37 protein-coding genes are annotated in these 25,977 nt (G+C 39.2%); 36 read left to right on the forward strand and 1 reads right to left on the reverse strand.

Annotated elements, in window-relative coordinates:
• Positions 1-6: 6 nt before the first annotated feature.
• Positions 7-696, reverse strand: coding sequence for a hypothetical protein (locus tag C9J34_RS05945; protein WP_107838949.1), 690 nt, complete (start codon positions 694-696; stop codon positions 7-9).
• 429 nt (positions 697-1,125) lie between these two features.
• Here C9J34_RS05945 and C9J34_RS05950 point away from each other — a divergent pair, with 429 nt between their 5' ends.
• The 36 genes from C9J34_RS05950 to C9J34_RS06105 all read left to right on the forward strand — a co-directional run bounded on the left by C9J34_RS05950 (position 1,126) and on the right by C9J34_RS06105 (position 25,939).
• Complete coding sequence (locus C9J34_RS05950; RefSeq protein ID WP_107838950.1) at positions 1,126-1,350, forward strand: hypothetical protein; 225 nt, start codon at positions 1,126-1,128, stop codon at positions 1,348-1,350.
• 63 nt (positions 1,351-1,413) lie between these two features.
• Positions 1,414-1,692: a hypothetical protein gene (locus C9J34_RS05955; RefSeq protein ID WP_153062610.1), complete on the forward strand. Its 279-nt coding sequence runs from the start codon at positions 1,414-1,416 to the stop codon at positions 1,690-1,692.
• The gene (locus C9J34_RS05960; protein ID WP_107838952.1) at positions 1,689-2,006 is read left to right on the forward strand and encodes a hypothetical protein; all 318 of its coding nucleotides are present in this window, start codon (positions 1,689-1,691) and stop codon (positions 2,004-2,006) included. Before C9J34_RS05955 ends, C9J34_RS05960 begins: the two co-directional genes overlap by 4 nt.
• A 12-nt stretch (positions 2,007-2,018) precedes the next feature.
• Positions 2,019-2,594: a phage protein Gp27 family protein gene (locus C9J34_RS05965; RefSeq protein WP_107838953.1), complete on the forward strand. Its 576-nt coding sequence runs from the start codon at positions 2,019-2,021 to the stop codon at positions 2,592-2,594.
• A gap of 27 nt (positions 2,595-2,621) precedes the next feature.
• Positions 2,622-4,091, forward strand: coding sequence for a phage terminase large subunit (gene terL / locus C9J34_RS05970; RefSeq protein ID WP_107838954.1), 1,470 nt, complete (start codon positions 2,622-2,624; stop codon positions 4,089-4,091).
• An 11-nt stretch (positions 4,092-4,102) separates the two neighbouring features.
• The gene (locus C9J34_RS05975; RefSeq protein WP_193768909.1) at positions 4,103-5,464 is read left to right on the forward strand and encodes a phage portal protein; all 1,362 of its coding nucleotides are present in this window, start codon (positions 4,103-4,105) and stop codon (positions 5,462-5,464) included.
• Entirely contained in the window at positions 5,448-6,818 is a 1,371-nt protein-coding gene (locus tag C9J34_RS05980; protein ID WP_193768910.1) for a minor capsid protein, read from the forward strand. The genes C9J34_RS05975 and C9J34_RS05980 overlap by 17 nt, the downstream gene beginning before the upstream one ends.
• Before the next feature lie 3 nt (positions 6,819-6,821).
• The gene (locus C9J34_RS05985; RefSeq protein ID WP_107838957.1) at positions 6,822-7,109 is read left to right on the forward strand and encodes a hypothetical protein; all 288 of its coding nucleotides are present in this window, start codon (positions 6,822-6,824) and stop codon (positions 7,107-7,109) included.
• A gap of 174 nt (positions 7,110-7,283) precedes the next feature.
• A complete protein-coding gene (locus C9J34_RS05990; RefSeq protein WP_107838958.1) occupies positions 7,284-7,490 on the forward strand; it encodes an Acb2/Tad1 domain-containing protein in 207 nt (68 codons plus the stop codon).
• Between the two features lie 20 nt (positions 7,491-7,510).
• Entirely contained in the window at positions 7,511-7,777 is a 267-nt protein-coding gene (locus C9J34_RS05995; RefSeq protein WP_107838959.1) for a hypothetical protein, read from the forward strand.
• Entirely contained in the window at positions 7,758-8,351 is a 594-nt protein-coding gene (locus C9J34_RS06000) for a DUF4355 domain-containing protein (RefSeq protein WP_107838960.1), read from the forward strand. The genes C9J34_RS05995 and C9J34_RS06000 overlap by 20 nt, the downstream gene beginning before the upstream one ends.
• 1 nt (position 8,352) lies before the next feature.
• Positions 8,353-9,276: a hypothetical protein gene (locus tag C9J34_RS06005; protein WP_107838961.1), complete on the forward strand. Its 924-nt coding sequence runs from the start codon at positions 8,353-8,355 to the stop codon at positions 9,274-9,276.
• The gene (locus C9J34_RS21865) at positions 9,277-9,420 is read left to right on the forward strand and encodes a hypothetical protein (RefSeq protein ID WP_193768911.1); all 144 of its coding nucleotides are present in this window, start codon (positions 9,277-9,279) and stop codon (positions 9,418-9,420) included.
• Positions 9,420-9,725, forward strand: a complete 306-nt coding sequence (locus tag C9J34_RS06010; protein ID WP_107838962.1) for a phage head-tail connector protein — start codon at positions 9,420-9,422, stop codon at positions 9,723-9,725. The genes C9J34_RS21865 and C9J34_RS06010 overlap by 1 nt, the downstream gene beginning before the upstream one ends.
• 11 nt (positions 9,726-9,736) lie before the next feature.
• Positions 9,737-10,087, forward strand: coding sequence for an ABC transporter ATP-binding protein (locus C9J34_RS06015; protein ID WP_107838963.1), 351 nt, complete (start codon positions 9,737-9,739; stop codon positions 10,085-10,087).
• Complete coding sequence (locus C9J34_RS06020) at positions 10,087-10,560, forward strand: HK97 gp10 family phage protein (RefSeq protein ID WP_107838964.1); 474 nt, start codon at positions 10,087-10,089, stop codon at positions 10,558-10,560. Before C9J34_RS06015 ends, C9J34_RS06020 begins: the two co-directional genes overlap by 1 nt.
• A gap of 2 nt (positions 10,561-10,562) precedes the next feature.
• A complete protein-coding gene (locus tag C9J34_RS06025; RefSeq protein WP_202973679.1) occupies positions 10,563-11,033 on the forward strand; it encodes a phage tail terminator family protein in 471 nt (156 codons plus the stop codon).
• Positions 10,984-11,184 carry a hypothetical protein gene (locus tag C9J34_RS21700; RefSeq protein WP_153062611.1) on the forward strand — a complete coding sequence of 67 codons (201 nt, stop codon included), beginning with the start codon at positions 10,984-10,986 and terminating at the stop codon, positions 11,182-11,184. Before C9J34_RS06025 ends, C9J34_RS21700 begins: the two co-directional genes overlap by 50 nt.
• Positions 11,184-12,479, forward strand: a complete 1,296-nt coding sequence (locus tag C9J34_RS06030; RefSeq protein WP_238600579.1) for a phage tail sheath subtilisin-like domain-containing protein — start codon at positions 11,184-11,186, stop codon at positions 12,477-12,479. The genes C9J34_RS21700 and C9J34_RS06030 overlap by 1 nt, the downstream gene beginning before the upstream one ends.
• 15 nt (positions 12,480-12,494) lie before the next feature.
• Positions 12,495-12,959 carry a phage tail tube protein gene (locus C9J34_RS06035; protein ID WP_107838966.1) on the forward strand — a complete coding sequence of 155 codons (465 nt, stop codon included), beginning with the start codon at positions 12,495-12,497 and terminating at the stop codon, positions 12,957-12,959.
• A gap of 15 nt (positions 12,960-12,974) precedes the next feature.
• Entirely contained in the window at positions 12,975-13,376 is a 402-nt protein-coding gene (locus C9J34_RS06040) for a phage tail assembly chaperone (protein WP_107838967.1), read from the forward strand.
• Positions 13,377-13,405: 29 nt separating this feature from the next.
• Positions 13,406-13,549 carry a hypothetical protein gene (locus tag C9J34_RS21870; RefSeq protein WP_193768912.1) on the forward strand — a complete coding sequence of 48 codons (144 nt, stop codon included), beginning with the start codon at positions 13,406-13,408 and terminating at the stop codon, positions 13,547-13,549.
• A 52-nt stretch (positions 13,550-13,601) separates the two neighbouring features.
• Positions 13,602-13,964, forward strand: a complete 363-nt coding sequence (locus tag C9J34_RS06045) for a hypothetical protein (RefSeq protein ID WP_107838968.1) — start codon at positions 13,602-13,604, stop codon at positions 13,962-13,964.
• 38 nt (positions 13,965-14,002) lie between these two features.
• Positions 14,003-16,663 carry a tape measure protein gene (locus C9J34_RS06050; RefSeq protein WP_107838969.1) on the forward strand — a complete coding sequence of 887 codons (2,661 nt, stop codon included), beginning with the start codon at positions 14,003-14,005 and terminating at the stop codon, positions 16,661-16,663.
• The gene (locus C9J34_RS06055; protein WP_107838970.1) at positions 16,660-17,361 is read left to right on the forward strand and encodes a LysM peptidoglycan-binding domain-containing protein; all 702 of its coding nucleotides are present in this window, start codon (positions 16,660-16,662) and stop codon (positions 17,359-17,361) included. Before C9J34_RS06050 ends, C9J34_RS06055 begins: the two co-directional genes overlap by 4 nt.
• 10 nt (positions 17,362-17,371) lie before the next feature.
• The gene (locus C9J34_RS06060; RefSeq protein WP_338016200.1) at positions 17,372-18,331 is read left to right on the forward strand and encodes an XkdQ/YqbQ family protein; all 960 of its coding nucleotides are present in this window, start codon (positions 17,372-17,374) and stop codon (positions 18,329-18,331) included.
• The gene (locus tag C9J34_RS06065; RefSeq protein WP_107838972.1) at positions 18,328-18,765 is read left to right on the forward strand and encodes a DUF2577 domain-containing protein; all 438 of its coding nucleotides are present in this window, start codon (positions 18,328-18,330) and stop codon (positions 18,763-18,765) included. Before C9J34_RS06060 ends, C9J34_RS06065 begins: the two co-directional genes overlap by 4 nt.
• Positions 18,759-19,175: a DUF2634 domain-containing protein gene (locus C9J34_RS06070; protein WP_107838973.1), complete on the forward strand. Its 417-nt coding sequence runs from the start codon at positions 18,759-18,761 to the stop codon at positions 19,173-19,175. Before C9J34_RS06065 ends, C9J34_RS06070 begins: the two co-directional genes overlap by 7 nt.
• The gene (locus C9J34_RS06075; RefSeq protein ID WP_107838974.1) at positions 19,168-20,259 is read left to right on the forward strand and encodes a baseplate J/gp47 family protein; all 1,092 of its coding nucleotides are present in this window, start codon (positions 19,168-19,170) and stop codon (positions 20,257-20,259) included. Before C9J34_RS06070 ends, C9J34_RS06075 begins: the two co-directional genes overlap by 8 nt.
• Positions 20,256-20,867 (forward strand): putative phage tail protein, encoded by a 612-nt coding sequence (locus C9J34_RS06080; protein WP_107838975.1) that lies wholly within the window; start codon positions 20,256-20,258, stop codon positions 20,865-20,867. Before C9J34_RS06075 ends, C9J34_RS06080 begins: the two co-directional genes overlap by 4 nt.
• A gap of 15 nt (positions 20,868-20,882) precedes the next feature.
• Positions 20,883-22,478, forward strand: coding sequence for a phage tail protein (locus tag C9J34_RS22315; RefSeq protein WP_238600580.1), 1,596 nt, complete (start codon positions 20,883-20,885; stop codon positions 22,476-22,478).
• Positions 22,479-22,496: 18 nt separating this feature from the next.
• Positions 22,497-22,784, forward strand: coding sequence for a hypothetical protein (locus tag C9J34_RS06090; protein ID WP_107838976.1), 288 nt, complete (start codon positions 22,497-22,499; stop codon positions 22,782-22,784).
• Entirely contained in the window at positions 22,784-22,942 is a 159-nt protein-coding gene (locus C9J34_RS21875) for a hypothetical protein (protein WP_193768913.1), read from the forward strand. The genes C9J34_RS06090 and C9J34_RS21875 overlap by 1 nt, the downstream gene beginning before the upstream one ends.
• Positions 22,943-23,039: 97 nt before the next feature.
• A complete protein-coding gene (locus C9J34_RS06095; RefSeq protein WP_107838977.1) occupies positions 23,040-23,444 on the forward strand; it encodes a hypothetical protein in 405 nt (134 codons plus the stop codon).
• A 79-nt stretch (positions 23,445-23,523) separates the two neighbouring features.
• A complete protein-coding gene (locus C9J34_RS06100) occupies positions 23,524-24,267 on the forward strand; it encodes an N-acetylmuramoyl-L-alanine amidase (protein WP_107838978.1) in 744 nt (247 codons plus the stop codon).
• A 157-nt stretch (positions 24,268-24,424) separates the two neighbouring features.
• Positions 24,425-25,939 (forward strand): methyl-accepting chemotaxis protein, encoded by a 1,515-nt coding sequence (locus C9J34_RS06105; protein WP_153062612.1) that lies wholly within the window; start codon positions 24,425-24,427, stop codon positions 25,937-25,939.
• The last annotated feature ends 38 nt before the right edge of the window (positions 25,940-25,977 follow it).

The raw sequence follows: 25,977 nt of genomic DNA on the forward strand, positions 1-25,977 counted from the left end.
TAATAGTCAATCATTTATATGATTATTCATTCTACGGTTTTGTTTTTTTATGATTACTAAAGTATCTATGATAACGAAAGTTAGAAGTGATTCAGTAATAAAACTTATATGCTCTGTGTCATAAATATAGGAGAAATCAAGCAAGTTTACTGTTATATAGATAAATAATAGTAATAAATAAATATGGTAACGAAACAAAGAGTTTCTAATCTTTTTGTCTTCATTCGTTATCAACTCATCGAAATATGAAACATTCCATATCTTTCTACTTTTCTTTAAAAGAAAAGCATATAGTTTTTTCAGGACAGGAGTATGTGCATAAATAAAAGCCCATAAAGTAGTAGTTACATATCCAAGTGCAGAAAAACTAATTTTAATTTGTGTAGTGTCTACCAATAAAAGGGATAAATGAAATAATAAAAAATAAAGCAGTGCTCCATATAGTACAGGAAAGAAAAATTTAATAAGAACAGACAAATTAATTTTCATTAAAATAACTATCATGGCGACAAAAGGCATAATAAGGGTAAGTAAGATGGGAGAAGAGTATCTTTTTTTTGCTAACGTATCCAAAATGGTCGGGTTTTCCCCGTACCTTCTTTCAGGGATAGATCGTGCTTGAATCCAGGCGAATAAAAATAAATAAATAGGAATATAAAAGTATAAAAATATCAGTCCATATTGCCAGAGGTTCATATAAGTCACCACCATTTTGAGTTATATATATAATAATCGGCATCGAAAGAGAAGTTTAAAGAAAAATTATTATGTTTCGTACAAATAGATTCTTCAAATAGATTCAAGGAAATAATAATCAAAATCCCCCAAAATAACCAGTGAAGGCAAAAGCCACACTGGTTTTTTGCATTTTCGGGAGTAGCGCCCACTCCCTTATACAAGGCGTATTCCTGCCAATCCACAAATCGATGAAAAATGTTAGCTGAAGCGAGAGGACATTTTGAGATTTTAGCGCGCCCAAGTCTTGCGATGGTTGTTGGGGAGACTAAATTTTGAAGAGATTACTTTTCACTTTTAGTAGGATATATTTCACGGACAAGGCTGAACCTCTCGATGTACCTTGTGAAATATTGATATAATAGACCTTTCTTTGTAAGGATGATTATAGTGAAAGGTAAACGTATTAGTGAAACTGAAAGAATTCAGTTGAAAAAACAATTAGGTATTAATAGTTCTGATGGAAATAATAAAAAGTGTAACAATTGTTTTTACTACACAAAGCAAAAAATTTGTAGCAAACATTTACTTGTTACAAAAAGAGAAGAGGTATGTGCTCAATATGCTTCACGAAGCATTAAAGTATTTCAAGGAGGCAGTGCTTCTTCAAAATAAATAATGAAAATCCTTTGGAGACGTCCTCTAAAGGATTTTTTACTTTTAAGAGGAGAAAATAATATGGCTGAATGGATTATTCAAACAGCAATCTTAACAGGTCTAGGACTTATAGGTTATTTTTTGAAAAATTTTAAAACAGATTTGGCGCAAAATGACGCTGAGCTGAAGCAACAAATCGACAATGTAGAAAGCAAGTTTGCTGAATATAAATTAGAAGTTTCGGACAAATATGTTCAGAAAGATGACTTCATTCGCGCAACTTCCCAAATGGAACGCAAGCTAGATCGTATATACGATGAACTTATAAAAATGAACAAAGGAAGTGAAGCTAAATCATGAATCCAGCAGAAATTTTTAAGAATCGAGAGCAACGTGGGCATATTATGCGTGTTATGGCTATGTTTTATCCCGAACCAGTTACAGTGCGACAACTTAAAATTGCATTAATTGAGCGGTATGAGGTTTCTTATTCAGTTGACATTGATAAACACATTTACTATCTGGCAAACGATATGGAGAAAGGGAGACCGCCTTATATCAGTGTGGAGGGTGGCTATCTTGATTTAACTGACGACAACAAAAAAATATATATGACAACATCTGGTGTAGATTTGATTGAGGGGCAACTGAAAAATAGTAGCATTATGTTGTAAGGCGGCGATAGGATGAGCAATAGAAATAATAAGTCATATAAAAAATATCGTAAACACAATAAAGTGTTTAGCCTCCCCAAAGCACTACAAACGGCTGTTGACGAAATGTTGCTGGATACAAGTATCACTTATCAAGATATAAGCACCTATCTAAAGGAACAAGGACAGGCAGTTTCTAAGTCCACCATTGGACGCTATGCACTAGAAACAAAACAGCTTGCCCACCGCTTGCTTGAAACACAGGCAAGGGTACAAGAGCTTGTAAAAGTGGCTAAGTACAATCAAGATGATGAAGGGCTAACAGAGGCAGCGTTACAAATATCCGTACATAAACTATCGGAGCGGATCGCACTGATTGAGGAGGAACTTGATGATTTACCTCCAGAGGCTGCCATTGATTTAATGATTAAACTTTCCAGAGCTAAAGCTTACAAGGATAAAACCTACGCAGCACTAAAAAATGAGCATGAACGAGCATATGAAAAATTCAAAGCATTGGTTTATGGAGAGCTTCAGGAGTATCCTGAATTAGTGGAAAAACTTGTCCAGCTTGCTGATGAAACGATGGGAAAACTTTACGAAAAGTAGTTTTAAAGAAGGTTGCAGGTGAGTTGCATGAGCATTTTACAGGACTTTAAAAAAGATGAAGTCACACAAAAACGAGACGCTGCCATTAAAGCAGGGAAAGAAAGCTTTAGAGAATATTGTAATCGTATCAACCCTGGCTTTTTCAAGCCTCATCGGACTTATCAGGATATTTTGTGCGATACGATGCAAGCGATGTTTGAAAAGCAAATTATCAATCCCAAAACAGGAAAACCATATCCTATTTGTATCATTAATTTGCCGCCTGGCTTTGGGAAATCCTATACAGGTATTCTATTTGCGACATGGATATATGGTCAAAGTGTGAAAAATCAAATTGTTACTGTTTCATACAATCAAACGCTTTCTACCACGTTTGCCAAATCAGTGCGTGACACCATCGAAGATGAAGAGATAGCGGATGACAGTGATTATTATGTTGTAAAAAGCTTTTTTCCAAATGTAAAGATTAAAGTTGGAGACGGGGCTATGGACAAGTGGGCGTTGGAAGGCGCGCATCAAAGTTATCTAGCATCATCATTCGACGGAACGTTGACGGGGATGAGGGGGAATATCGGCATCATTGACGATCCTATCAAAAATGCCGAGGAAGCCGTTAATGAGAATGTAAAAAAGAAACATTGGAATTTCTATAAAAATACCTTCATGTCAAGGATGCTAGATGGAGCGGTTCAATTCATCATTCAAACACGCTGGGCAACAGATGATTTGGCAGGTATGCTGCTGAAGGAATTTCCTGATCGGTGCTACGAATTGAAAATGAGTGCGCTCGATAAGAACGGCAAGAGTATTTGTGAGGACTTATATTCTACAGAAGATTTACAGACAAAAAAAGAAACATTGGATGAGCACATATGGCTTGCAAACTTCGGGCAAGAACCAATCGACCTCAAAGGCAGCCTTTACAGTGCAGGCTTTAAAACATACGATGTGATTGACCCAGATCAATTCGAGCGTATCATCGCCTATACTGATACAGCCGACACAGGGGCAGACAAACTCTGTAGTATCATCGCAGGCGTTATTGATAAATACGCCTATGTATTGGATATTTACTATACGGATGAACCAATGGAGAAAACAGAGCCTGAAGTAGCTCGTAGGCATGATATTCATCACACAAGAGAAAGTGCGATTGAATCGAATAACGGCGGGCGCGGCTTTGCTCGTAATGTGGAACAAAAGTTGAAGAAACGTAAAAATCGCAAATGTCAAATCACTTGGTTTCATCAATCGAAAAATAAGAAGGCGCGTATTCTTTCCAATAGTTCCAATGTCTTAGAACAAGTCATCATGCCTGAAGGATGGGATAAAAAATTCCCCGAATATTACGAAGACATGATGCGTTACCAGCGCAAGGGCAAAAATAAACATGATGATGCACCAGATGCAACAACAGGTTTAGTGGAAATTGTGAATGGTGACATCAAATTAAAACGTAAAGGACGAGTCGGATCTCGCCGACTATTTGGCATATAGGAGGGATACTGTTGATTAAAGTAAAAAGAGGGACAGCCCCTACCGAAAAGCTGGTGACAAAAATTATTAAGAAATTCCAGCAACACGAACTACCACGTTTTGAGCAGCTTGAAAAATATTATCAAGTAAAAAATAATATTTTAAACCGACCTAAGACAGACCGCAAACCGAACAATAAAATGGCACACGGCTTTGCAAAATATATCGCAAATATGGCAACAGGCTATTTTATGGGTGAAGGTGTTCGAGTAGAGACAGCGGATGAAGGGTATAAGGCGTTACTGGATGAGTTAAATGCAATGGACATGAATTTCGAAATTGCCAAAGAAATGTCTAAAAAGGGAATTGCTTTTGAACTTTTATATATGAATGAACAAAGTGAAATACGCTCGCGTTATTTCAAAGCAGAAGAAATGATTCCTATCTATTCTTATGCTGTGGATGAATTTTTAGAATTTGCTATACGTCTTTGGCAAGAAGAAGATTTACTAGAAGAAAAAACTGTGAATTATGCTGAAGTGTACACAAAGGATGAAATTATCTTATTCCAGCAGGTGAAAAAAGATAAGAAATATATAGAAGTACAACGTGACAAGCACTATTTTGGCGATGTACCTGTTGTTGTGTACTGGAATAACGAGGAGCGGACGGGTGATTATGAGGATGTTATTACCTTAATAGATGCCTACGATAAGACACAATCAGATACGGCGAATGACTTTGAATACTTCACTGATGCATTCCTTGTTATTGTCGGTGCAGCAGGTGGATTAGAAAACGTTACAGAGGACGATGAAGAGGGCAAAAAGGCTGCCAAAACACTCAGAAATGAACGTATACTTTTCTTAGACGAAAAGGGACAAGCACAGTGGTTGATTAAAGAAGTAAATGATACTGCTGTAGAAAACTTTAAAAATCGTATTGCGAAGGACATCTTTTTCCTTTCGCTTGTCCCTGCACTCACAGATGAATCGTTTGCAGGAAATCTGACAGGTGTAGCTATTAAATATAAAATGATCGGGCTGGAGCAATTGGCTGCCATTAAAGAGAAAAAGTTTTTGCCATCATATAAGAAGAAACTTCGGATTGTGACGCGTATGTTTAATCTAAGGTTAAATCGTAATTATGATGCAAATAGTGTTGAAACGAAATTTGATCGTAATATGATTAGTAACATTAAAGAACTTGCAGAGATTGTTGCGCTGTTGGATGGGATTATTAGCAAAGAATCACAATATGAGCTATTACCATTCATTAAAAATGTGCGCGATGAGCTGTCGAAAGCGCTGCAAGATAAGTTAAAAGAGCGAGAGTATCAAGAGTTAGGTAACATTGACTCTGATAAGATAGATGCCTATGTCGCAGCTGGATGAACAATACTGGTTAAAACGTCTCTTACATGACAGTGCCAAAGTTTACAATTTTGCTGAAGGGCAACTCGGCAAGCTACGCCGTGAGTACGAAAAAGCCATCAAACAAATTGATAGAGATTTGCGTACAGCCAAACATACGGAACGGATCGACAAGTTAAAGGCAAGGCTACTTGCAGAAATCGACCGCCTCATGGAATATGAGGATGCATTAACAAAAGACACGCTACTGCAAGTCTACGAGGAAGGCTTTTATAGATCAACATACAATGTACAGAGAGCACTTGGCTATGGCACAAGTGCTATTTTTATTGGTCCACAAGCAGCGGAAATAGCTGTAGGCATTGCATGGAGTGGCAAAAACTATAGTGAGCGCATCTGGCAGCATCGTGATTTGCTTGCAAAAAAAGTAGAGCAAATCCTCACCAAAGGCACGATTCTTGGACAGTCAAACGCGCAAATGGCGAAGCAACTTGCAGAGGAAATGGACAATACATTTGCGAATGCTGCGCGACTTGTACGTACTGAAACAAATTACATTCATAACCAAGCAAGCAAAGAAAGTTACGCAGCGTTAGGTGTGGAACAGTATCAATTTTTAGCCACATTGGATTTACGAACAAGTGATATTTGTGCTTCACTTGATGGCAAAAAATTCGATCTGAAAAAAGCACAGGCTGGTGTCAATTATCCTCCAATGCATCCAAATTGTCGCAGCGCTACAGTTCCTGTTGTTGAATATGATGCTGAAGAAGTGCGTTTAGCAAAGCTCAATGGCACATATTATGAAGTTCCAGCAACTATGACATACGATGAATGGTATCAATCTATTGTCAAAGAGCATGGTGCAGATCAAGTGGCAGCGTGGAAGAAGATGGAGCAAAATGTATCGAAAGACCGTCAGTTGCATGATGTTTATAAAAAGGCTATTGGTGTAGATGCACCACAATCATTCGCAGCCTTCCAGCAAATCAAGTATAATGTTAATGATAGTGATAGATGGGCTGCATTAAAAAGACAGCGTGGCACTTTCGAAAAAGTTAATAACGGCACGTACAGCGATGAGTATAAACGTAAGCTAAAAAATACGTATCGCTATTTCAAAAAAGATGGCTTCGAGTTTACCATCCATTCATTAAATCGAACTATTGGGCAGAAACAAAGTAAGGGGAAAGTTGCATTTACGAAAGAAGATATTAAAGCCATGTTAAAAGAGCAGCATAATTTTGTGCAATCTGATAACGGACATCTCGTCCGATTTAAAAATGAGATTGCGGTAATGCAAGCAACTGACACGAAAGAAATAGTCAGTATCGTCACACGGAAAAATAAAAAAGACAACTGGGAGGAGGTTTAATAGATGGCAGCACAAGCTATATTAGAGATGATGGGGAATTTTCTTGCTGGGAAGATAGATGCAGAGGATTTTTCATATACGTTTCCTGATGTCCTAGTAGATCAGTGGGAGGAAATTGAGCAAGAGAACCCACAGTTAGTAAATCTATTAAATGAAGATATGCCTGACATATGCGCCAACTATGAGCCAGAACCGCAAGCATGCTCTCAACGTCCAGAATATCTAAATGAAGAACAGTTTAAAAAGCGTGTGAATGCAATTTACAAAGAAGCTTTAAAACTACTAAATTAACAAAGTCACAGGAACGCCTATAAGCGCCTTGACAAACAAATAGCTAAATTTGTACAACAAGTAAACTTGCAAGCAAAATAAAGCCGATTAAAGTGGTTTTAAAGTATATATGAACGCAAGAGACCTATCGAAAATGACAGGTCTCTTTTTTGTGTCCTTAAAGGGGGTGAAAAAGTGAATCAGCAAATTAACAATGTCTACAAGTACCATGCCCCAAAACCTGGGCAATCAGAGAAGTACGATATCATCCGTGCGAAAGCAAAAGAGCTTGCGTATTTAATGAACGATGTATGTCCTGATTCAAGGGAGCGTTCCTTAGCACATACCAACTTGGAGCAAGCAGTTATGTGGGCAAATGCTTCGATTGCTAGAGGCAAATAAATTTGAAGGAGGAAAAGAGAATGAATTTTGACTTAACTATTTTTGACACAACGGTCATTCCAGCGATTATTTTCATCATTTGGATTATCGTTCAAGCTGGCTTACCGAAAAAATTTGCTCCAATCGTTTCACTAGCATTAGGCGTTGCAGGTGGTTTAACCTTTGTCGGCTTTTCGCCAGAGGGGTTTGTTGCAGGTGTGCTACTAGGTGCGGCTGCAATTGGCTTTCATTCGGGTACTAAAAATATTTTACAAGGAGGAGCGTATTATGATGCTCGAAAACGATAAACCAAAATTATTATATCCATTAGATATTCAATTTTTTGCTGAAGAGGAGTCACCAATTGAAGCTGACCCTGTAGATCCGTCACCAGCTGATAACCCTGCACCTACATACACAGAGCAGGAATTACAAGCGAAGGTAGACGAAGCACTTGCGCAGGCAAAAGCTGACATCGAGAACGAAGTAGCTTCGGCACGTTCAGAGGCGGAAAAATTGGCGAAAATGAATGCCGATGAAAAGGCGCAATATGAGCTAGAAAAACGTGAACAAGCACTTGCCACGAAAGAGCAGAAAATTGCTGCACGAGAACTACGCTCAGAAACTTTAAACATGCTTGCAGATGCAAAGTACAACTTGCCAGCAGATGTCATTGACTTGGTATTAGGGACAGATGCAGAAACAACAACAAAAAACATAGAAACATTTAAGAAAGTGTTTGATGCAGCTGTGCAAAAAGTCGTGGACGAACGCTTAGCAGGTAAATCACCAACGGTTGGCAATGGAACACAACAAGCACAAGGCGCAGAAGAATTAGCACGCGAGCAATTCGCAAGTGCATTAACAGGAGGGGCAAAATAATATGGCAAATTCGATTGCATATGCAACTATCTTTCAGCAAGAGCTAGACAAGCAGCTATTAGTTGGCGCAACATCTGGCTGGATGGAACCAAATTCAAGACTGGTCAAATATAACGGCGGTAACGAAGTGAAAATCCCAAACATCTTAATGGATGGCTTAGGGGACTATGACCGAGCAGACGGGTTTGTCAAAGGCTCTGTCACGATGACATGGCAAACACATGAGCTGACACAAGACCGTGGTCGTACATTTTCGATTGACTCAATGGACGTGGATGAATCTAATTTTGTCGTCACGGCAGGGGCTGTTATGGGAGAGTTCCAGCGTACAAAGGTTATCCCTGAATTGGACGCATATCGCTACAGCAAAATTGCAGCACTTGCCATCGCTGCAAGCAAAGCATCGGGTGGCTATAATCCTACCGATACAACAATTTTAAATAAATTGTTGTACGATATTGCCATAATGCAAGACCAAATTGGTGAGGGTGATTCACTAGTTTTAACTTTGCCTTACACAGTAGCAGCCATTTTAGATAGCAACACAACTATCCAAAAACGCCTTGATGTAATTGAATTTGAGCAGGGCGGCATTAAAACAAAAGTTAAGGCATTGGACGGGCATCCAATTATTCGCGTCCCTTCTACGCGTTTGCAAACAGCGTATGAATTTATGGATGGAGAAACGGCTGGTCAAGAGCAAGGCGGATTTAAAGCAGCATCGGACGCTAAAAATATTAACTGGATTATTAGCGCACGTAATGCACCAATCGCGATTTCAAAAACCGATAAAGTGCGCGTATTTGACCCTAACACGAATCAAAATGCCGATGCCTGGAAGCTTGATTACCGTCAATATCACGATTTATGGATTCCAGCAAATAAGTTTTCAGGCGTGTTCGTCAACATCAAGGAGGCATTGTAGATGTATAAATTACGCAAACATAATGTAGTCAAAACAGTTGATACCATCCCAAAACGCGACACCCTACTTGCAAAGGGCTTTCAGTTGGTGGAAGAGGTAAAAAAGCCTACTATTAAAAAGGCTGAAAAAGAGGATGATACGTAATGAACACCGTATTGGAACGTGTAAAAATTCGTTTAGGTATCGCTACGGACGATGGGCAGCACGACCAGCTGCTCATCATCCAAATTGAAGACGCAGAAAGCTTCTTTAAAGACTATTGCAAGCGGCGTGATGTACCCTTGCAAGCACAGCCTATCATTGAAAAGTTGATTGTAGAACTACGAGAAAGTCACGGCGGCATCCAGAGCGAAAAAATCGGCGATACAAGCACCAGTTACTTTGAAAACATCATATCCACTGAATTAAAGCAGCAACTCAACCGCTATCGCAAAACACTCATCGTGTAGGAGGTGCAGCCATGAGACGCAGCCGTTTAGCAGAGCGTTACTATACAGACCGTGCGCGGATATCTCGTAAAGAGGACTATGAAACTTCCTATGGTGAAACGAGACTACAGCCCGATATATTGGTTTACGATGATGTACCTTGTCGCATTTCACAAAAAGCTTTACCAAGCAATATGCAAACAGACACAGTAAATAAAATCAGCTATGAAACCAAGCTATTTATTGCGTCCCAGTACAACATCAAACAAGGTGACAAAATCACCGTAAAAAGAGGCTTATCCACACATTTATACACAGCGGGGGAGCCTTTTTTTTATGCAGATCATCAAGAAATTAGTTTGCAACGGGAGGATAAAGCCTAATGTTTGAATTTGGAGAAATGCGTGCATTAGCAGGTCGGTTAGAGCAATTTATTAATGGTGGGCAAACTGAGGCTTTCATGCGAGAGTGTTTAATTGAATTAGCAAAGAAACTGTGGAAGAAAACCAAAAATAAGACACCGTTTAATACTGGATTGCTACGAAATACTTGGCAGATCGGGTCAATATCTAAAATTGGAGATATATACGAAATCGAAGTATATAACGATACAGAGTACGCAGAATTCGTGGAATATGGCTTCAAGGCTCACTGGGTTCCAGGGCGCTGGGAAGGTCATCAATTTGTTTATGATCCAAACGAAAGAAAAAGTGGTATGTTCGTTGGTAAGCCTGGCACGTACGTTGAAGGTAAATTTATGATGAAACTTTCTGAACAAGAGCTAGAGAGGGAAATGGAACACTTCTTACAACGGAAACAAGAGCAGTTTTTAAGGGAAATGCTGGGGGGAGATTGATATTGACTATAACAGTTAACATGGTAAGAAATGCTGTGATTGCAAAGTTAAATACTTTCTTTCCTAGCCCTGCTTACAAAAAATATGGAGAAGAAATTGCACAAGGCTTTCAAGCACCTTGTTTTTTTATCAAACTGTTTCCAGTGCAGCAAACACAAATAATGGGAAGAAGATACTCTCGTCAGCATACTTTTAATGTGCATTATTTTCCATCTACAGATTACACCAATGAAGAAATGCATAATATTGCAGAGCAACTATATGAGATTTTGGAGTATATTTCTTCATCGACTATACCCATACGTGGAACAAAGATGAAGCATGAAATCCATGACAGTGTATTGCACTTTTGGGTGGAATATAGCTTTGATGTATATAAACCAATTGAAGAAATCAAAATGCAAGGATTGGAGGTCGTTGATTTTGACACAAGAGACAACAGACAAACCAAAGATAACGAAACAAATAACTAAAAAATTTTCAAAAGCCGCTTTTTTAGAAAGTGCAGCCACTACTAAAGAGCGCTTAGAGTATGAAGTTGTACTACAAGGTGGCACAACGTATACCAAAGCAGAGGCAGATAAGCTGGTTGCAGAATGGAAACAGAAAGGAGTGAACTTCTAATGGGTGGCACATGGGAAACGCAAAATAAAGTACGCCCTGATGCGTACATTAATTTCGAAACCAACAGCCTTAATACAATGGGACTGGACTCTAACGGTGCACTGGCTATTCCAGTAGCACTAGATTGGGGTGAGGTCGGTAAGTTCATTAAACTATCGACCAACACAAAATTTAAAGCATTGTTTGGGAAGTCGCTTGCAGAGATTCTACCAGTTAGAGAGGCGTTTAAGGCAACAAGCAATATCTTTCTTTACAACTTAAATGGCGTGGGGGAAAAGGCAAAGTCGACAGCAGAAGAGTTTACGGCAACAGCAACATATGGCGGCGCAGATGGAAACAAGATACATGTAACGGTCACTGTAGGTCTAGATGCCACTGCAACAATCAAAACATTTTTTGAGGCTTCGCAGGTAGATTCTCAAAAGGTAACAAATTTCTCTGAATTAAAAGCAAATGACTATGTAGTATTTTCAGGAAGCTTACCAAACGCGGATGTAACATTGACATTGGCAGGCGGAACAACTGTAGCAGCAACAAATGAATCCATTTCAGAGTTTGCTTCTGCTTTGGACACGCTAGATTTTAAAGTAGTGGTATTTGGTACAGAAGACACAACGACTAAATCGCTATTAGCATTAAAGGCAAAAGAGCTACGGGAGCAATCAGGGAAGCGAGTTACTTTTGTCACAAATGGCTATAATGCAGCAGACCATGAAAGTACCGTATCTATTAAAAATGGTGTCACATTAGATGGTGGCGAGGTATTAACTGCAAAAGAAGCTGTCTATTGGTTTGCGGCTGCATTCGCTGCGTCTACAGTCGGCTCACTCACATACGCTGTATATCCTGGTGCAATCATGGCAGAAATCATGACTAATGACGAGATTATTCAAGCCTTACGTGACGGTCATATTGTCTATTCATCTAACAATGATGAGATTGTCGTAGAGCAAGATATTAATACCTTCCGTTCCTTCACACCGAAAAAGAATCAAGATTTCCGTAAAGGCAAGATTGATCGCGGGATGTCCATCATTGAAAACAATGCGCGGCATATTTTCCGCAAGTATTTCATTGGTAAAGTGAATAACCATGATGATGGACGAGATTTATTTAAGAAGCAGCTAATGAAAACGGCACTTGATCCATATGTTCGATTAGGCGTAATTGATTCCTATTTACCAGAAGACATTGTAATTGAACAAGGCGATGAAAAAGATGCTGTGTTACTTGTTATGGGCATTAAATTTATCGATGCAATGGAAAAATTATATATGCGAGTGGAATGTAAATAAAGGAGGCAGGCTTCAATGGTAAATGTAATGCAAACGAAAGATGCCATGAGCTCGCGTGAAGGCTTGCTCTACATCACAATTGACAATCAAACTTATGAATTTGCGGAAATTTTGAAGTTTAAAGCGGAAATTGAATATAACAAAGTCGAAGTAAAACGCTTGAATGCCCGTATGGAAGGCTCTAAAATCGTTGGAGCAAAGGGAACAGGTGAGATGACGGTTTATTATCATCGCCCAGAAATCCGCGCAATGGCTATGGAATACCTTCGTTCAGGTAAATCGCCTATGTTTGATGCAAACGTAGTAAATGCTGATGTGACAAGCGCAGCTGGCAAGCAAACGGTCGATGTACGTAATATTGTGCCTAATAAAACGCTTTTAGCTATGTTGGATGCTGAGAGTGCAGATACGTTAAAAGATGAATTTTCTTTTACATTTGATGACTTCAATTTAATTAACCAGTTTAATGTAATTCAATAACAGGAGGAAACAGCCATGAGTAAATTCAAAGCATTTATGAAAGAAAACGTAGCAGAAAGGGACTTAGTGGATTTATTATTACCGCGCTTTGGAGAGCCTATTAAATTACGCCCTATTTCATCAGACGAATCAGATGCAATTAATGAGCGCTGTTTTAAAAATGTGCCAGGAAAAAAAGGACGTCAGGAGCGTGTATTTGACCCTGTAGCCTATAATCGCCGCACGAATGTGGCATCTATTGTATATCCCGATTTAAACGATAGAGAGCTTCAGCAGTCTTACGGGGTGCGCGGTGCAGAGGCACTATACGGCAAACTCTTTTTAGCAGGGGAAGCTGCGCAAATTTCGGAGAAGGTGCAAGAAATTAGCGGGCTAGATGAATCGCTTGAAGATCAAATTGAAGAAGCAAAAAACTAATTCAGGGCGATGACGATGAGAGTGACGGCTTGGCATTTTATGCTCATGTAGCGCTCCATCGTTTTCATATGTCGCCCATGGAATTTTTAGGGATGTCTAAGAAAGAGCAGGCTTTTATGATTGCTAGTATTGATATAGAGTTAGAAAAAGAAGTAAAAGCATCGAAAAAGTGATGGATAAATATTCCCTCTTTATGTATATTTGTTATAAAAGGGGGAGTTGCTAATGGCTCAAAATAAAGTAATCGCTGGGGAATATGAGGGCAAAAATATTATGCTCAGCCAGCAAGGTATTTTTAGCAAACAGGGTGTTTTTTTATTTACGGGATTCACGAAAAAATTCCCTTTAAATAAAGAAACAGTAGAATCGTATGAATTAATTACAGAAGAACATCGTAAAAGCGCAGTTTCTGGCGTATCACGTGGATTAGTAGGGGGCGTCCTATTGGGACCAGTTGGACTACTGGCAGGCTTATCTGCAAAAAACAAAGGTACACATACACTAGCTGTTGAATTTAAAGATGGGAAAAAAAGTCTAATTGAAGTAGATGAAAAGATTTACAAAATATTTATACAACAAATGTTCTAAGCACTCCAGGTGAGTGCTTTTTCTTATGGGGTGAAAATATGGCAGTACGCACATCATTGACCTTAGCAGATCGAATGACAAGCACCCTTCAGCAGATTATGAAATCTATGAGTAGTACGATTAAAGTGATGGAACAAATGCATAGTACATCCAGTCAAAGCATGGATATGCGAAGCTTACAACGAGCCAGACGTGATATAGAAAATGCGCAATCTGCGTTAAATCGGCTGCAAGAGCAAGCGCGACAAGCTGGAAGTGAAGGACAACGTGCAGGAGATAGGTTGCGGCGGGGCTTGAAGGGGGCAGGGGCAGATGCTGATGAAGTCACCAGTAAGATACATCAGTTAATCAGCGCTTTAGGTAGTTTAGCACTTACGTATATATCTATTCAGGCACTTGCGAATGGCTTTAATAAATTTACAACAGCAGCGGATAACTACACAAATGTAAATGCACGACTATCTAATATTAACGATGGTTTGCAAACACAATCGGAATTGCAAGATAAAATATACAAAGCCGCACAGCGGAGCTTAACTCCTTATAATGATACAGCAGCAGCGGTGGCAAAACTTAATCTACTGGCTAAAGATGCATTCTCAAGCAATGACGAAGCAATTCGCTTTACAGAGTTGATGAATAAATCATTTGCCGTTTCAGGAGCAACTACACAAGAAAAGCAAGCTGGTATGTATCAATTAACTCAGGCGATGGCATCTGGGCGACTGCAAGGTGACGAATTTCGATCTATTATAGAAAATGCGCCACTTTTAGCACAAGCTATCGCAGAATCAACAGGAAGTAGCATGGCAGAGCTTAAGAAAATGAGTTCGGAGGGTACAATTACCGCAGATATTATTAAAAAGGCTTTATTTGGAGCAGCTACTGACATAGAAGATAAATTTGCAAAAATGCCAATCACATTTGGTGATGCGATAGTCGTCTTTAAAAACTGGGCACAAACAGCGTTTGAGCCTTTGTTTGTTCGATTTAGTCAATTCGTGAATTCTGATGCGTTTGGTGTACTAGCTGGTCATGCAATGATATTCGTTAATCTATTTATATCGGGCATATCCTTTGTTTTTTATGCATTAGAAAGTCTTTACAATATCATCGGCACAATAGGGCAGTTTATGGTGGAAAATGCAAATTGGGTAGTACCTATCTTGGTTGTACTTGGTGTTGTGATTGGCTCTATAGTCGCTATACTCATGCTTAAATACACTTGGTTAGGGTTGGTTAAAATAGCTACTATGGCGTGGGCAGCAGCACAATGGGTAGTAAATGCTGCTTATTTAGCTAGTCCTATTACATGGGTCATCATTGGTATTATTGCTGTGATTGTGCTAGTGATTATGGCAATCGTTATGTGGAGTGAACAGACAGCCGCTGTGGTAGGTGCTGTGGCTGGCTTTTTTGCTGGACTCTGGGCATTTATCCAAAATATTTTCATTGGTCTAGCTAACTTAGTGATCATGGTAGCCGAATTTTTTGTTAACACATGGAATAAAGGTATCTATTTTATTCAACTAGCGTGGATCGGTCTTAATATCATTATAGGAAAAGTATTAGATGCCATTTTTAACAGCGTTATTACTGTCGCCGAATGGATAGCCAATACATTTAACAACATGGTATATGGTGTTAAAATGGCATTTTATTTGATGGGAACAATGATTCTACGCACAATGGGTGGTATTGCTGATGGTGTACTAACTGTAATAAATAGGGCACTTGATGGTGTTTCCAATCTCATCAATGGTGCAATAAAGGGTGTTAATACTTTTATAGGGCTTTTGAATAGTGTACTAGACACTGATTTGTCTACAATCGGTACAGTCGATTTAAAAGTAGGTGACGGTGCGACTAATTTTGCAGAAACAATGGAAAATCTTTTAGAAGCTCCTGAAAAAGCGGATAAAGTCGTATTTGACCGAATGAATATCACACAGAAATACATGGATAGTGTCACAATACCAGATGCCCCAGTAAAGCAGAAATTTGACCGTTTTGAGTATAAAAATATAGGTGAGGCATATGACAAAGGGAATGCAGTAGGAAAAGAATTCTCGCAGGGACTCACCGAAAAGATGAGTGGCTTAGTAGATAAAGCTAAGAGCCTAGCAGGGTTAGGTAAAGAGGATGAAAACAAAGAAAATCCATTCCTTGATCCAAGTAGCTTGTTTGATGATGTGATGAATACAGCTCCATCTGAAACAGGCTTAGGTGGTGCGGCAAATGACAAAGATAAGAAGCTAAAAGGCGGTAAGTTGGATAAAGTCGATAAAATTGGCGAGGTAGATTTAGCCAATGAATATCTTGAAATTTTTAAGGATATTGCTGAAGGGCGAGCGATTAATAATATCATTTCTTTAACACCGCATTTGCAGGTACAAAATACCTTTGAGGATACAGCAGGCAGTGTATTGAGCAAAGTGTTAAATAAAGTAGGCGATTTAACCAATGTAAGTGCACCTTCTAGGGATGAAGTCAATATTTCCAAAGAAGTACGTAATGTCACAAATGCCCCTATTAATAGCTCAAAGCAAACGGTGACAAATCATATTACACACCAACCGCGCATCGAATTTTCTGGCGACATAAGAGAAACAGCCGATTTTGAAGAGTTAATGAAAAGAATGACACAATGGCTCAAAGATGAACAAGATCGTTCCGTAGAGGGGGTATATAGGGGATGATAGGCATTTATTTAAGTGCGAAAAATGATAAGGAAGGCTTTCGAATTCCTGTCAATCCACCTGAATTGACTTATAAACTAGAGGCGGATGGTGAAGAGTTTCAAGTAGCTAAACTCGGCATGGTCGATGTATCCAAGCCGATGAAGTTAAGGGAATTTTCCTTTGCATCATTTTTCCCTGCATCAGAAACGCATTATGCAGAAACCCAATTTATAGAGCCGAAAAAATATATCGAGCAAGTCGAGAAGTGGATGGCTGAAGAAACAGTTATCCGCTTTGTTTACGTCGGAGGTTCTTTTGCAATAAATGAGCAAGTCAAAATTAAATCTTTTGAACCTAAACAACAATTTGGCACAGCAGACGTAGACTACACCATCTCTTTTAAAAAGCATGTGCCATTTGGGTTTAAAAAGATGGAAATAGTGAAAAAGCCAGTGGCTGCTGTGAAGTCCACAGACAAAAAGTCTGCTGAGAAAGTCGTTAAAAAGCAAGCATCGCGTGAAAGTCCTAAGCCTGTGCCACAAACATACAGCTTGGTGCGCGGTGACTCTCTATGGAAAATTGCTCAAAAGTATACGGGCAACGGTGCAAATTATAAGGCGTTACAAACGTTAAATGGCATTAAAGACAGTGATTTGCGAAGACTTCCGATTGGGCTGAAGGTAAAAATTCCTCCTGAATGGACAGCTAAGAAATGAGGTGATGGCGATGGAAGTGCTAGTAGATAATCGCGACGGAAAAATTTACGAAGTACCTGTCACATCAATTAGCTGGAAAACGGAAAAAGTGGGGACAGCCTCCGTGTTAGATGTGGCAATGCTGTCCCCAACTCCACTGAAAGATAAAATTGTGTCAGGTGCAATCGTGCGTGTCATGGATGGGCAAAACAAAATCTTTTATGGCTACGTGTTCAAGACCAGCTTCGGTAAAAACAGCGAATTCAAAATCACTGCCTACGATCAATTAAAGTATTTCATGTACAATGACACGTTTGTCATAAAATCCATGCCAGCAGAAGCTGCTATAGCACAAATTTGTAATCAACTAAAAAGAAAGCTAAGTGTAGTGACCCCTACAGGTTTTAAAGCACCTCAGATGTCCGAAGATGATAAAAAAGCATTAGATGTCATTCATAAGTATATTGATTCTACAATTGTCGCTACGAATCAAAGCTTTGTCTTCATGGACGACTTTGGCACATTGGGCTTGCATAATATTAAAGATTTAGTGATTGATCCAACCAAATTTTATATTGGCGAGGAAAGCTTACTGTATGATTTTGAATATACGGTATCAATTGAAGATAGTTATAATCGTATAAAGCTTGTGATAGACGACAAAAAAACAGCCAAGCGTAGATCATTTGTTGCGAAGGATAGCAACAATATAGAGCGGTGGGGGCAATTGCAATTTTTCAAAAAAGTCGATGAAAATATGACACCTGCACAAGTGGAGAGCTTGCTAGATGCTTTACTGGCTGTTCATAATCGGGAGAAAAAGTCGTTGTCACTGAAATGTTTAGGGGACTGGCGCGTGCGAGCAGGTAAAATGGTGTTTATTTTCATTGAAAAGCTAGGGCTGAAACAACTATTTTTAGTTGAAGCTTGCACACATGATTGGTCAGCCAATGTCCATACAATGTCATTGGAATTGAAGGTGGTTTCATGAGTTTTTTAGAAATTATTAAAACAACGGCAATGGCAGCCTTTCAAGCCTCTAACCCAGTCAATCTCATGGTTGGGGAAGTGATCGAATCGCAGCCACTCAAAATTGAAGTTCATTCTAAGCTCATCTTAACGGATGAGTTTTTGCTTGTGGCGGAACATTTAACGAGGCATGAACGGATTGTTTCGACTATATATACAGATGCGAAAAATTTTCCGAGATCACGTATGGGAGACGAGCTAAAAAGCGCTAGCTCTCAAATACGCATCATCGGAGAACCTGGTTCCTACCGATACGAGGATTATGAGATGCACTATGCACAATTAATGATAGAAGATGGGCTAAAAGAAGGGGATAAAGTGATTTTGCATAGGGTACAAGGTGGGCAAAAATATTTCGTATCGGACAGATACAAGGAGGGGGATAGCATATGGTAGTACCTACAGATGGGATAACGATTACACCTGAAATCGCGGTGGAAGATGCCGCACAGCTTCCGACAAGAACGTATCAACTCGATTTTGTTCGAGGGCGTTGCGGTGGCTTTATTGATGGGCAAAAGGCGATGGAACAAGCCATTTTTAAAGTGTTGAATACTGTACGTTTCAAGCATTTAATTTATTCAGATGATTATGGTTTTGAAAATATGATTGGGCATGACGAGCTGTATGTGCGCGGTGATCTGGGTAGACGCATTCAGGAGGCATTGCTTCAGGATGAACGAATTACCAGTATTGCTAATTTTCAATTGGAATTTGTGACAAAAGAGGATGTGTTAGTAGATTTGGTTGCGCATACCATCTATGGAGATGTGCAATTGCTAAAGGAGGCATTGACCCTTGCTTGATTATTTAGAAGCACAAACGTTTGAGAAGTGTTTAGCAGAGTTGCTCGATCGTGTGCCAGATGATGTAGATAAGCGAGAGGGAAGTGTCATTTATGATGCCCTTGCCCCTACAGCGTTAAAACTGGCAGAAACCTACTGGGATATGGCGGTTTTATATCGCCGCACTTTTGCAGCAACCGCAGATGGCATCGACTTAGAAAAACGTGTCAATGAGTCTGGGGTAGAGCGTAAAAAGGCAGGTAAAGCAGTACGTCGAGCGATTTTCACAAATCGAGATGGTCAGCCCTTACAAGTGGCTTTAAATAGTCTTTATCGGTTGGATGATATTGTCTATCAAGCCGTGGAAAATATTGCGCCAGGCGAATTTAAAGTAGAGGCACAAACAGTTGGAGCGGTGGGAAATCGTGATTATGGTGAATTGTTGCCATTAGAGGCAAATAATCGGCTAGGAAAGGCTATATTAGCGGATGTGATTATACCTGGCGAAGACGAGGAAACGGATGAATCCCTCTACCAAAAGTATTTAGAGCATATCCGAGATAAAGCGTTTGGAGGAAATCGCGCGGATTATCGCAAAAAAGTACGTGCCATACAGGGCGTCGGTGGTGTACGGCTAAGACGTGCACCACATGGGGGCGGGACAGTCAAAGTGATTATTATTGACTCCGATTTTAACGCTCCAACTCCTGAGTTTATTACCTATGTGCAAGAGTTAATTGATCCAATCGAATTTAAAGGGGATGGCTATGGCACTGCACCAATCGGACATACAGTAACAGTCGAAGGTGTAGGTGTAGTTGAAATTATTATCGAATGCGACCTTATTTTAAATGGGGCAACGCTTGGGCAAATTGAAGCACAAGCTGCTGAAATCCTCGAATCCTACTTCGCGGAACTGCGCGCTAACTGGTACAAAGATTTAGATATTAACGTGCGTATTACACATGTAGAATCTCGGCTTTTAGAGATTGAGGGCATTGAAGATATTACAGTCACACGGTTAAATGGTGTGGAGAGTAATATTAATTTGATAGAAGAAATCCCTGCTATTGCGGAAGTGATACTGAAGGAAGTGGGCACATGAGCAATCGTTTTATAGATGAGCTTCCTTCATATTATCGGGATATTAGAGAGTTTCAGGAGTTGTCCGAAACGGTCATATTAGACTGGGACAAGCTCGATGAAGCTTTTTTTAATACTGAAAAAGACCAATTCATTTTATCTTCAGGGGAAGCTGCCGTCGCAATACGTGAAAAAGATTTTGGGATTATTGCGGATCGTCGAGTAGAAACATTAGCATTTCGCAAGGCACGACTGCTTGCAAGAATGCAGGAAAATTCGACGCTGGTTTATGAATATCTCAAAAGTATTCTTGACGCATTGTTAGGGCAGAGCAGTTATGAAATGCATTTGAATATTGATTTATTTGAAATGGAACTATTTGTAACACCTGAAACACTTTATTATAGGGAAGCAAAAAATTTAATTGAACGCATCGTGCCACTAAATATTGCTTTGAGGATGGCAAGGAAATACAGAATTGATGGAAGTGTTTATATGCCAAGCTTTTTATCTACAGGTAGTGAAATCACACTGCACCCGATAGGCATGGACAATATCGAACAAACAATCCGTAGCAACAACCTAGCAGGCATCAAAACTGCTTCAACAATTACGGTAACACCAATGTAGGAAAGGAGTGATACTGTGGCGCAATACGGCACATTAATCACAAATATCGGGCTAGCGCAAATCGCCAATGCTCAGGTTACACAGAGCAAGGTAGGACTAGAGTACATCGCAATAGGTGATGGCAATGGAGCGCATTATGTCCCATCGCAAAATCAAACAGCCCTGGTCAATGAAGTTTGGCGAGGCGCTATCTCTGAGCTATTCATCGACCCAAACAACAATAATCGTATAATTGTTGACGCGGTTATCCCTGTGACAGCAGGTGGCTTCACCATCCGAGAGATTGGTATCTTTGATGACCAAAATCAGTTAATCGCAGTAGGGCAATATCCTGAAAAGTACAAACCACAGCTAAGTGAGGGCGTATCCGAGGAAACAGTTATTCATTTTGTAATTGAGACTAATAACGCAGATGTAGTTAAACTAACGATTGATCCAACGATTATTATTGCCTCACGCTCGTACGTCGATGGAAAAATAGCAGCACATACAGATCCGTCCAAAGCGGGTGCTCATAAAATCACTAATATCGAAGGACTAGAGCAAGAGTTAACTAGTCTAAGAGAGGGAATCAGCAGCGGTGGTACAAGTTTAACGAATCATATCTCTGACACCAACAAGCACTTGCAGGCGGGTGAGCGAAGCAATTTCCACCCGAAAAATACAGTACCTATTGTCGATGGACGAACATTTTTGATTAATGGTGAAGCTAAAAATTTAGCATTATTTACTCCTGCACAATGGCGAGATTTTTTACACGTGCGCATAGGCATGGGGTCTTTTGATTGCTTTGTAGTTGCTGCGGATTTAGGGGCAACTACCGCGTCCTTATACGGCAAACTTAATGTATTTAGACCTTATACGGATGAGAGTGGAGGAGGTATAATCCAACACTTTGAGGCATTTGATGTCACGCTCAAAAGATATCAAATAAATGACAACACATGGTCACCGTGGCTACGCGTATTTACTAGCGGCGGGGGGACAATCACAGGACTGCTTACAGTGCAAGAGGATGTGGTTGTCGAAGGGGGAATAAGAAGTCTACTTTTCCGCACGCCTAACAAAGCTTATAATGCTACTTTACGCTTTAACGCATCTAATGATTTAGACGTTGGATTTGATATAATACGAAACGGTGTAGTAGCGATGTCTGTTTTACCCAACAGTCAAATTATTGTGAGAGACCACAACGGGGATTTCTTTTATCTGTCCGATTTAAAGCAATCTGTAAGTAATGGGAAAGCACAAGTCGCAAACGCCATTACCGACATGGGGATGCCGACCTCATCAACGGCAGAGTTTGCGACGATGGCTGCTAATATTAGACAAATAAAGTCTGGTGTTGCTGGCAGCACATCTTTCTATTCTAATGGAAGTCAAGTCATATTTACTGTCTCTGGACTAGGATTTAGACCAAGTAAAGTAATGTTTTCAGGATACGGTAACATTTATATATGGGGGTTATACCAGCAGAACAATGTTGGATGGGTATGCGGAGTTGACAACCAAAGACATGGTGGTGTATATGGTGTAACTAACGATGGTTTTGAGATAAAGATTGCATATCCTAGTGGCGGGGGGACAGTAGAATGGTATGCTATCAAATAAAAAAATAGGAGGCATAAGATGAATATAGGAAATCGGGTATATTATAACATCCAAAGTGGCAACGTCATATTTTCGACAGGCGAAATCCATAATGGTGTGAAACCTAGAGAAGAAAATGAGGAAGTTGGATATATTGATATCAATTATGGAGCTATAGATTATGCTAAGTCTATGATTGTAGGTATTGATGTTGAAACTAGACAGCCTATATTGGAAATGGTTGAATCTGAGCAAGATAAACGCATTAGAGAACTGGAAGATGAATTATTATTAGCAGCAGACGCAGAAAATGGAGGGATTTTATAATGATAAATCAAGTAGTAGTAAGAATCGCAGCAGAGCGAATTTTGTCGGGGGGACTAAATCCAAAAACAAATGAGGTATATGTGCTAGACGATATCACAAACGTAGATTATCGCCAAGCTGTGGAGGATTATATCTTAACAGCAACAGAGGGCATCTAAACGCAGTCCAACGACTAGCGTTATTTTTATTGTCTAAATTAGGAGGAAAACCCTTCCTTTTGTCGAAGTAAGTGGTTATAAAGGAGGAGGATTTAAAATGAAAGAATATTCAAGAGTCACAACCGTGTCAGCAAGAGAATTAGATAAGTATATCGATAAGGGTTGGGAAGTTCTCGAAACTAGTAAACACGGAGGTGATTTCGGTGATGTAACAACTACATTTCATATTGGTTATCCATTAAGAAAAAACTATGAAGAACTATTAAAGATTGTACAAAGTTACGAACAGCATGGTTTCAAAGAGGAACTAGGAAGAAAAGTTTTAAATTTAGTTAATGATGACTTTGATAACTATGAGACATCAGGTCGTGGTCTTAGTGTTAGTAATGAAATAACTGCTTACTTAGAAAATCATGATTTACAAGTACTGGGTTATAGTAGGGCGTATTATAAAAAGCTGACTCAGGAAGAACTTCAAGAAAAATATGGTGAAATGTTTTAAAACTTTTTATATAAGAGAATTCGAAGGATGCGCATTTGCGTGTCCTTTTTTATTATGCATAGAAAGGTAGTTGATTCTAATGAAATCAAACGAACTGGAATTTCATGTCGGACATTATGGGGATGGGACAGGTGCGCGCGGTATTGTCGATGAAGTGCAATATGCTCGTAAATTTATCAAACGTATTTATGAAATATGCATAGAAAATCGTGTACCAGCAACATACTACGAAGATAAAGTTTCAAAAAATCAAACACAAAATATTAATCATTTAATAGCACACCATAATGCAGATACAAACGCAATTATTGTGTCAGGTCATCTCAATTCATCAGGAGCTATTACGGATAAGGGATTGGGTGTAGAGGTGCTTTATTATGACCAAATCAAACTAGCACAGGATGTTTCTACTGCAATCAGTAAAGCAAGCGGATTGATAAATCGAGGAGCCAAAAAGCGTACCGACTTAGGTGTGTTAGCACGGACATATGAGCCAGCTATTTTGATTGAGTTTGGCTTTGTTAATTCGAAAATAGACGTGGAAATTATGGATAAACATTTCGAAGTAATCTGTTTAGAAGTTGCAAAAGTATTAGCGAATGCGATTGGTAAAGCAATCAAAGTAGTGAAACAGTTAGAGGAGGGAAAGCGGATGGAGTTACTCACAAGTACAGGTCGTGCAGAAATTCGCGCATTGCTCAAAAAAGCTCGTGACGTGAAAATTATTAACGAAGATATTCATACGAATGAAGCGATTGAAAAGTATAATGATGTACAATTATTAAGCTATCAAGCCGCTGTCATAAATAGAACAACAAGATAGCAAAAAATCCTCTTTAAAAGATACATTAATGTACCTTTAAAGAGGATTTTTTTTTTTGCAAGAAACAATTCAATTTTTTGCAAAATTGCTCGCGAAGCTACAATTATCTATCTTTTTTGAAATAGTATATTGTAGAGAGAAAGGGGCAAGGGGTGTAATGCAATATAAAAAGAATCATTTAATGCTACGTTTGGCGATTTTAACAACTGGAATTAATATACTTGTTTTTATACTAGAGAAGTTTTTTCATTTATTTGGAGGACATAATTCACACGGAACAGTTGCTGAGGTAACAACGGCTGTTACAGTGGGGAGATATCTATTTTTTATTATGCCTTTTTTATTTTTAGTATGGGGTATAGTACTTTATATTAAAAATTCAGAACATTATTTATTGCCATGGATTAATACATTGACGCAAACATTTGGCAGTATGGCTATTATCAGCAGTGCGGGTGGAGGGGTAGAGTTTCACTTTTCTATTTTTATGGTGCTAGCGATTATCGCTTATTATGAGCAAGTGCGCTTAATGATTTTAATGACGGTGCTCTTTGCAGTCCAGCATGTTGCAGGCTACTTTGTTATTCCACAAATTGTTTTCGGAACAGATCAATATACTTTTCTTATGCTAGTCATACACGCAATCTTTTTATTATTAACTAGCTATGCGACGATCCAGCAAATTTTGTCGAAAAATGCGATTACGAAACAGCTTGAGGCAGAAAAGCGTAACAAAGAAGAAAGTTTACTTCATTTAGTACAGCAGGTCGAACAGCTATCTGAGCGCATTCAATCTGCTTCGATGAATGTTTCGAGTAAATCAGAGCAAAATTTGAAGTCCAATGAGGCGATGGGGCATTCTTTTGATGAAGTAACAGAAGGGTTAGCAATGCAAATTGATTCCATTCGGCAGATGAATGATAACCTTGGACGTATTCATCATTCAATCGAAAAAACATTTAGTTCCTTTGAGGAAATCCAAATGGAAGCAACAACAACAGAAAAAGCAGTAACAGAAAGCTATGACAGGCTCGAGAAAATGCAGGAGCAAAATAAAAGTGTGCTACAAACAACTTCTGTTATCGTTTCATCTATGCAGTCTTTACAGCAATCAACAGTAGAGGCACAAAATATGACGAGTATGATTCAGGCAATTGCTGATCAGACGAATTTACTAGCATTAAATGCATCGATTGAAGCCGCAAGAGCTGGGGAGCATGGTAAAGGGTTTGCAGTGGTGGCAGATGAGATCCGCAAATTATCTGATCAAAGTCGAAAGGCAGCTGAGGAAATACAAGCAATTATTACAACAATTGGTGAGGAAAGTGAAGCAAATGTTGGACATGTTCATATTGGTCAACAAGCTATCGAGCAATCTACAACAAATGTCGAGTCGTTTGCTACTGATTTTGGCAAAATCCATCAAATGATTCAGCAAATGCTTCATTATATTTTTGAAATGAATAATATGATGACAACGATTCACCATGATACGAGAGATGTTACAGAAAATATGCAGCAAGTTTTAGTCATTACGGAAAGAGGCGTTGATTCTGTAGAGAAACTAAGGGCTATTGGTGACAATCAAATTGAATCAGCGAAGCAAGTAGATGAAGAAATTGAAGAGCTTGGTACATTAAGCCAGTCATTACAGCAGCAATTTTCATCATAATAAAAGGGCAGAAATGTAGAAACACATTTCTGCCCTCT

The organism is Metasolibacillus meyeri (assembly GCF_003049505.1).
GTDB classification, from domain to species: Bacteria; Bacillota; Bacilli; order Bacillales_A; family Planococcaceae; genus Metasolibacillus; species Metasolibacillus meyeri.

What these genes read in the sequence shown, in the direction of transcription:
- C9J34_RS05945 (WP_107838949.1), bottom strand. Translation starts at nt 696, where the DNA reads ATGAACCTCTGGCAATATGGACTGATATTTTTATACTTTTATATTCCT.
- C9J34_RS05955 (WP_153062610.1), top strand. Translation starts at nt 1,414, where the DNA reads ATGGCTGAATGGATTATTCAAACAGCAATCTTAACAGGTCTAGGACTT.
- C9J34_RS05960 (WP_107838952.1), top strand. Translation starts at nt 1,689, where the DNA reads ATGAATCCAGCAGAAATTTTTAAGAATCGAGAGCAACGTGGGCATATT.
- C9J34_RS05965 (WP_107838953.1), top strand. Translation starts at nt 2,019, where the DNA reads ATGAGCAATAGAAATAATAAGTCATATAAAAAATATCGTAAACACAAT.
- terL (WP_107838954.1), top strand. Translation starts at nt 2,622, where the DNA reads ATGAGCATTTTACAGGACTTTAAAAAAGATGAAGTCACACAAAAACGA.
- C9J34_RS05980 (WP_193768910.1), top strand. Translation starts at nt 5,448, where the DNA reads ATGTCGCAGCTGGATGAACAATACTGGTTAAAACGTCTCTTACATGAC.
- C9J34_RS05985 (WP_107838957.1), top strand. Translation starts at nt 6,822, where the DNA reads ATGGCAGCACAAGCTATATTAGAGATGATGGGGAATTTTCTTGCTGGG.
- C9J34_RS05995 (WP_107838959.1), top strand. Translation starts at nt 7,511, where the DNA reads ATGAATTTTGACTTAACTATTTTTGACACAACGGTCATTCCAGCGATT.
- C9J34_RS06000 (WP_107838960.1), top strand. Translation starts at nt 7,758, where the DNA reads ATGATGCTCGAAAACGATAAACCAAAATTATTATATCCATTAGATATT.
- C9J34_RS06005 (WP_107838961.1), top strand. Translation starts at nt 8,353, where the DNA reads ATGGCAAATTCGATTGCATATGCAACTATCTTTCAGCAAGAGCTAGAC.
- C9J34_RS21865 (WP_193768911.1), top strand. Translation starts at nt 9,277, where the DNA reads ATGTATAAATTACGCAAACATAATGTAGTCAAAACAGTTGATACCATC.
- C9J34_RS06010 (WP_107838962.1), top strand. Translation starts at nt 9,420, where the DNA reads ATGAACACCGTATTGGAACGTGTAAAAATTCGTTTAGGTATCGCTACG.
- C9J34_RS06015 (WP_107838963.1), top strand. Translation starts at nt 9,737, where the DNA reads ATGAGACGCAGCCGTTTAGCAGAGCGTTACTATACAGACCGTGCGCGG.
- C9J34_RS06020 (WP_107838964.1), top strand. Translation starts at nt 10,087, where the DNA reads ATGTTTGAATTTGGAGAAATGCGTGCATTAGCAGGTCGGTTAGAGCAA.
- C9J34_RS06030 (WP_238600579.1), top strand. Translation starts at nt 11,184, where the DNA reads ATGGGTGGCACATGGGAAACGCAAAATAAAGTACGCCCTGATGCGTAC.
- C9J34_RS06035 (WP_107838966.1), top strand. Translation starts at nt 12,495, where the DNA reads ATGGTAAATGTAATGCAAACGAAAGATGCCATGAGCTCGCGTGAAGGC.
- C9J34_RS06040 (WP_107838967.1), top strand. Translation starts at nt 12,975, where the DNA reads ATGAGTAAATTCAAAGCATTTATGAAAGAAAACGTAGCAGAAAGGGAC.
- C9J34_RS06045 (WP_107838968.1), top strand. Translation starts at nt 13,602, where the DNA reads ATGGCTCAAAATAAAGTAATCGCTGGGGAATATGAGGGCAAAAATATT.
- C9J34_RS06050 (WP_107838969.1), top strand. Translation starts at nt 14,003, where the DNA reads ATGGCAGTACGCACATCATTGACCTTAGCAGATCGAATGACAAGCACC.
- C9J34_RS06055 (WP_107838970.1), top strand. Translation starts at nt 16,660, where the DNA reads ATGATAGGCATTTATTTAAGTGCGAAAAATGATAAGGAAGGCTTTCGA.
- C9J34_RS06060 (WP_338016200.1), top strand. Translation starts at nt 17,372, where the DNA reads ATGGAAGTGCTAGTAGATAATCGCGACGGAAAAATTTACGAAGTACCT.
- C9J34_RS06065 (WP_107838972.1), top strand. Translation starts at nt 18,328, where the DNA reads ATGAGTTTTTTAGAAATTATTAAAACAACGGCAATGGCAGCCTTTCAA.
- C9J34_RS06070 (WP_107838973.1), top strand. Translation starts at nt 18,759, where the DNA reads ATGGTAGTACCTACAGATGGGATAACGATTACACCTGAAATCGCGGTG.
- C9J34_RS06080 (WP_107838975.1), top strand. Translation starts at nt 20,256, where the DNA reads ATGAGCAATCGTTTTATAGATGAGCTTCCTTCATATTATCGGGATATT.
- C9J34_RS06090 (WP_107838976.1), top strand. Translation starts at nt 22,497, where the DNA reads ATGAATATAGGAAATCGGGTATATTATAACATCCAAAGTGGCAACGTC.
- C9J34_RS21875 (WP_193768913.1), top strand. Translation starts at nt 22,784, where the DNA reads ATGATAAATCAAGTAGTAGTAAGAATCGCAGCAGAGCGAATTTTGTCG.
- C9J34_RS06095 (WP_107838977.1), top strand. Translation starts at nt 23,040, where the DNA reads ATGAAAGAATATTCAAGAGTCACAACCGTGTCAGCAAGAGAATTAGAT.
- C9J34_RS06100 (WP_107838978.1), top strand. Translation starts at nt 23,524, where the DNA reads ATGAAATCAAACGAACTGGAATTTCATGTCGGACATTATGGGGATGGG.
- C9J34_RS06105 (WP_153062612.1), top strand. Translation starts at nt 24,425, where the DNA reads ATGCAATATAAAAAGAATCATTTAATGCTACGTTTGGCGATTTTAACA.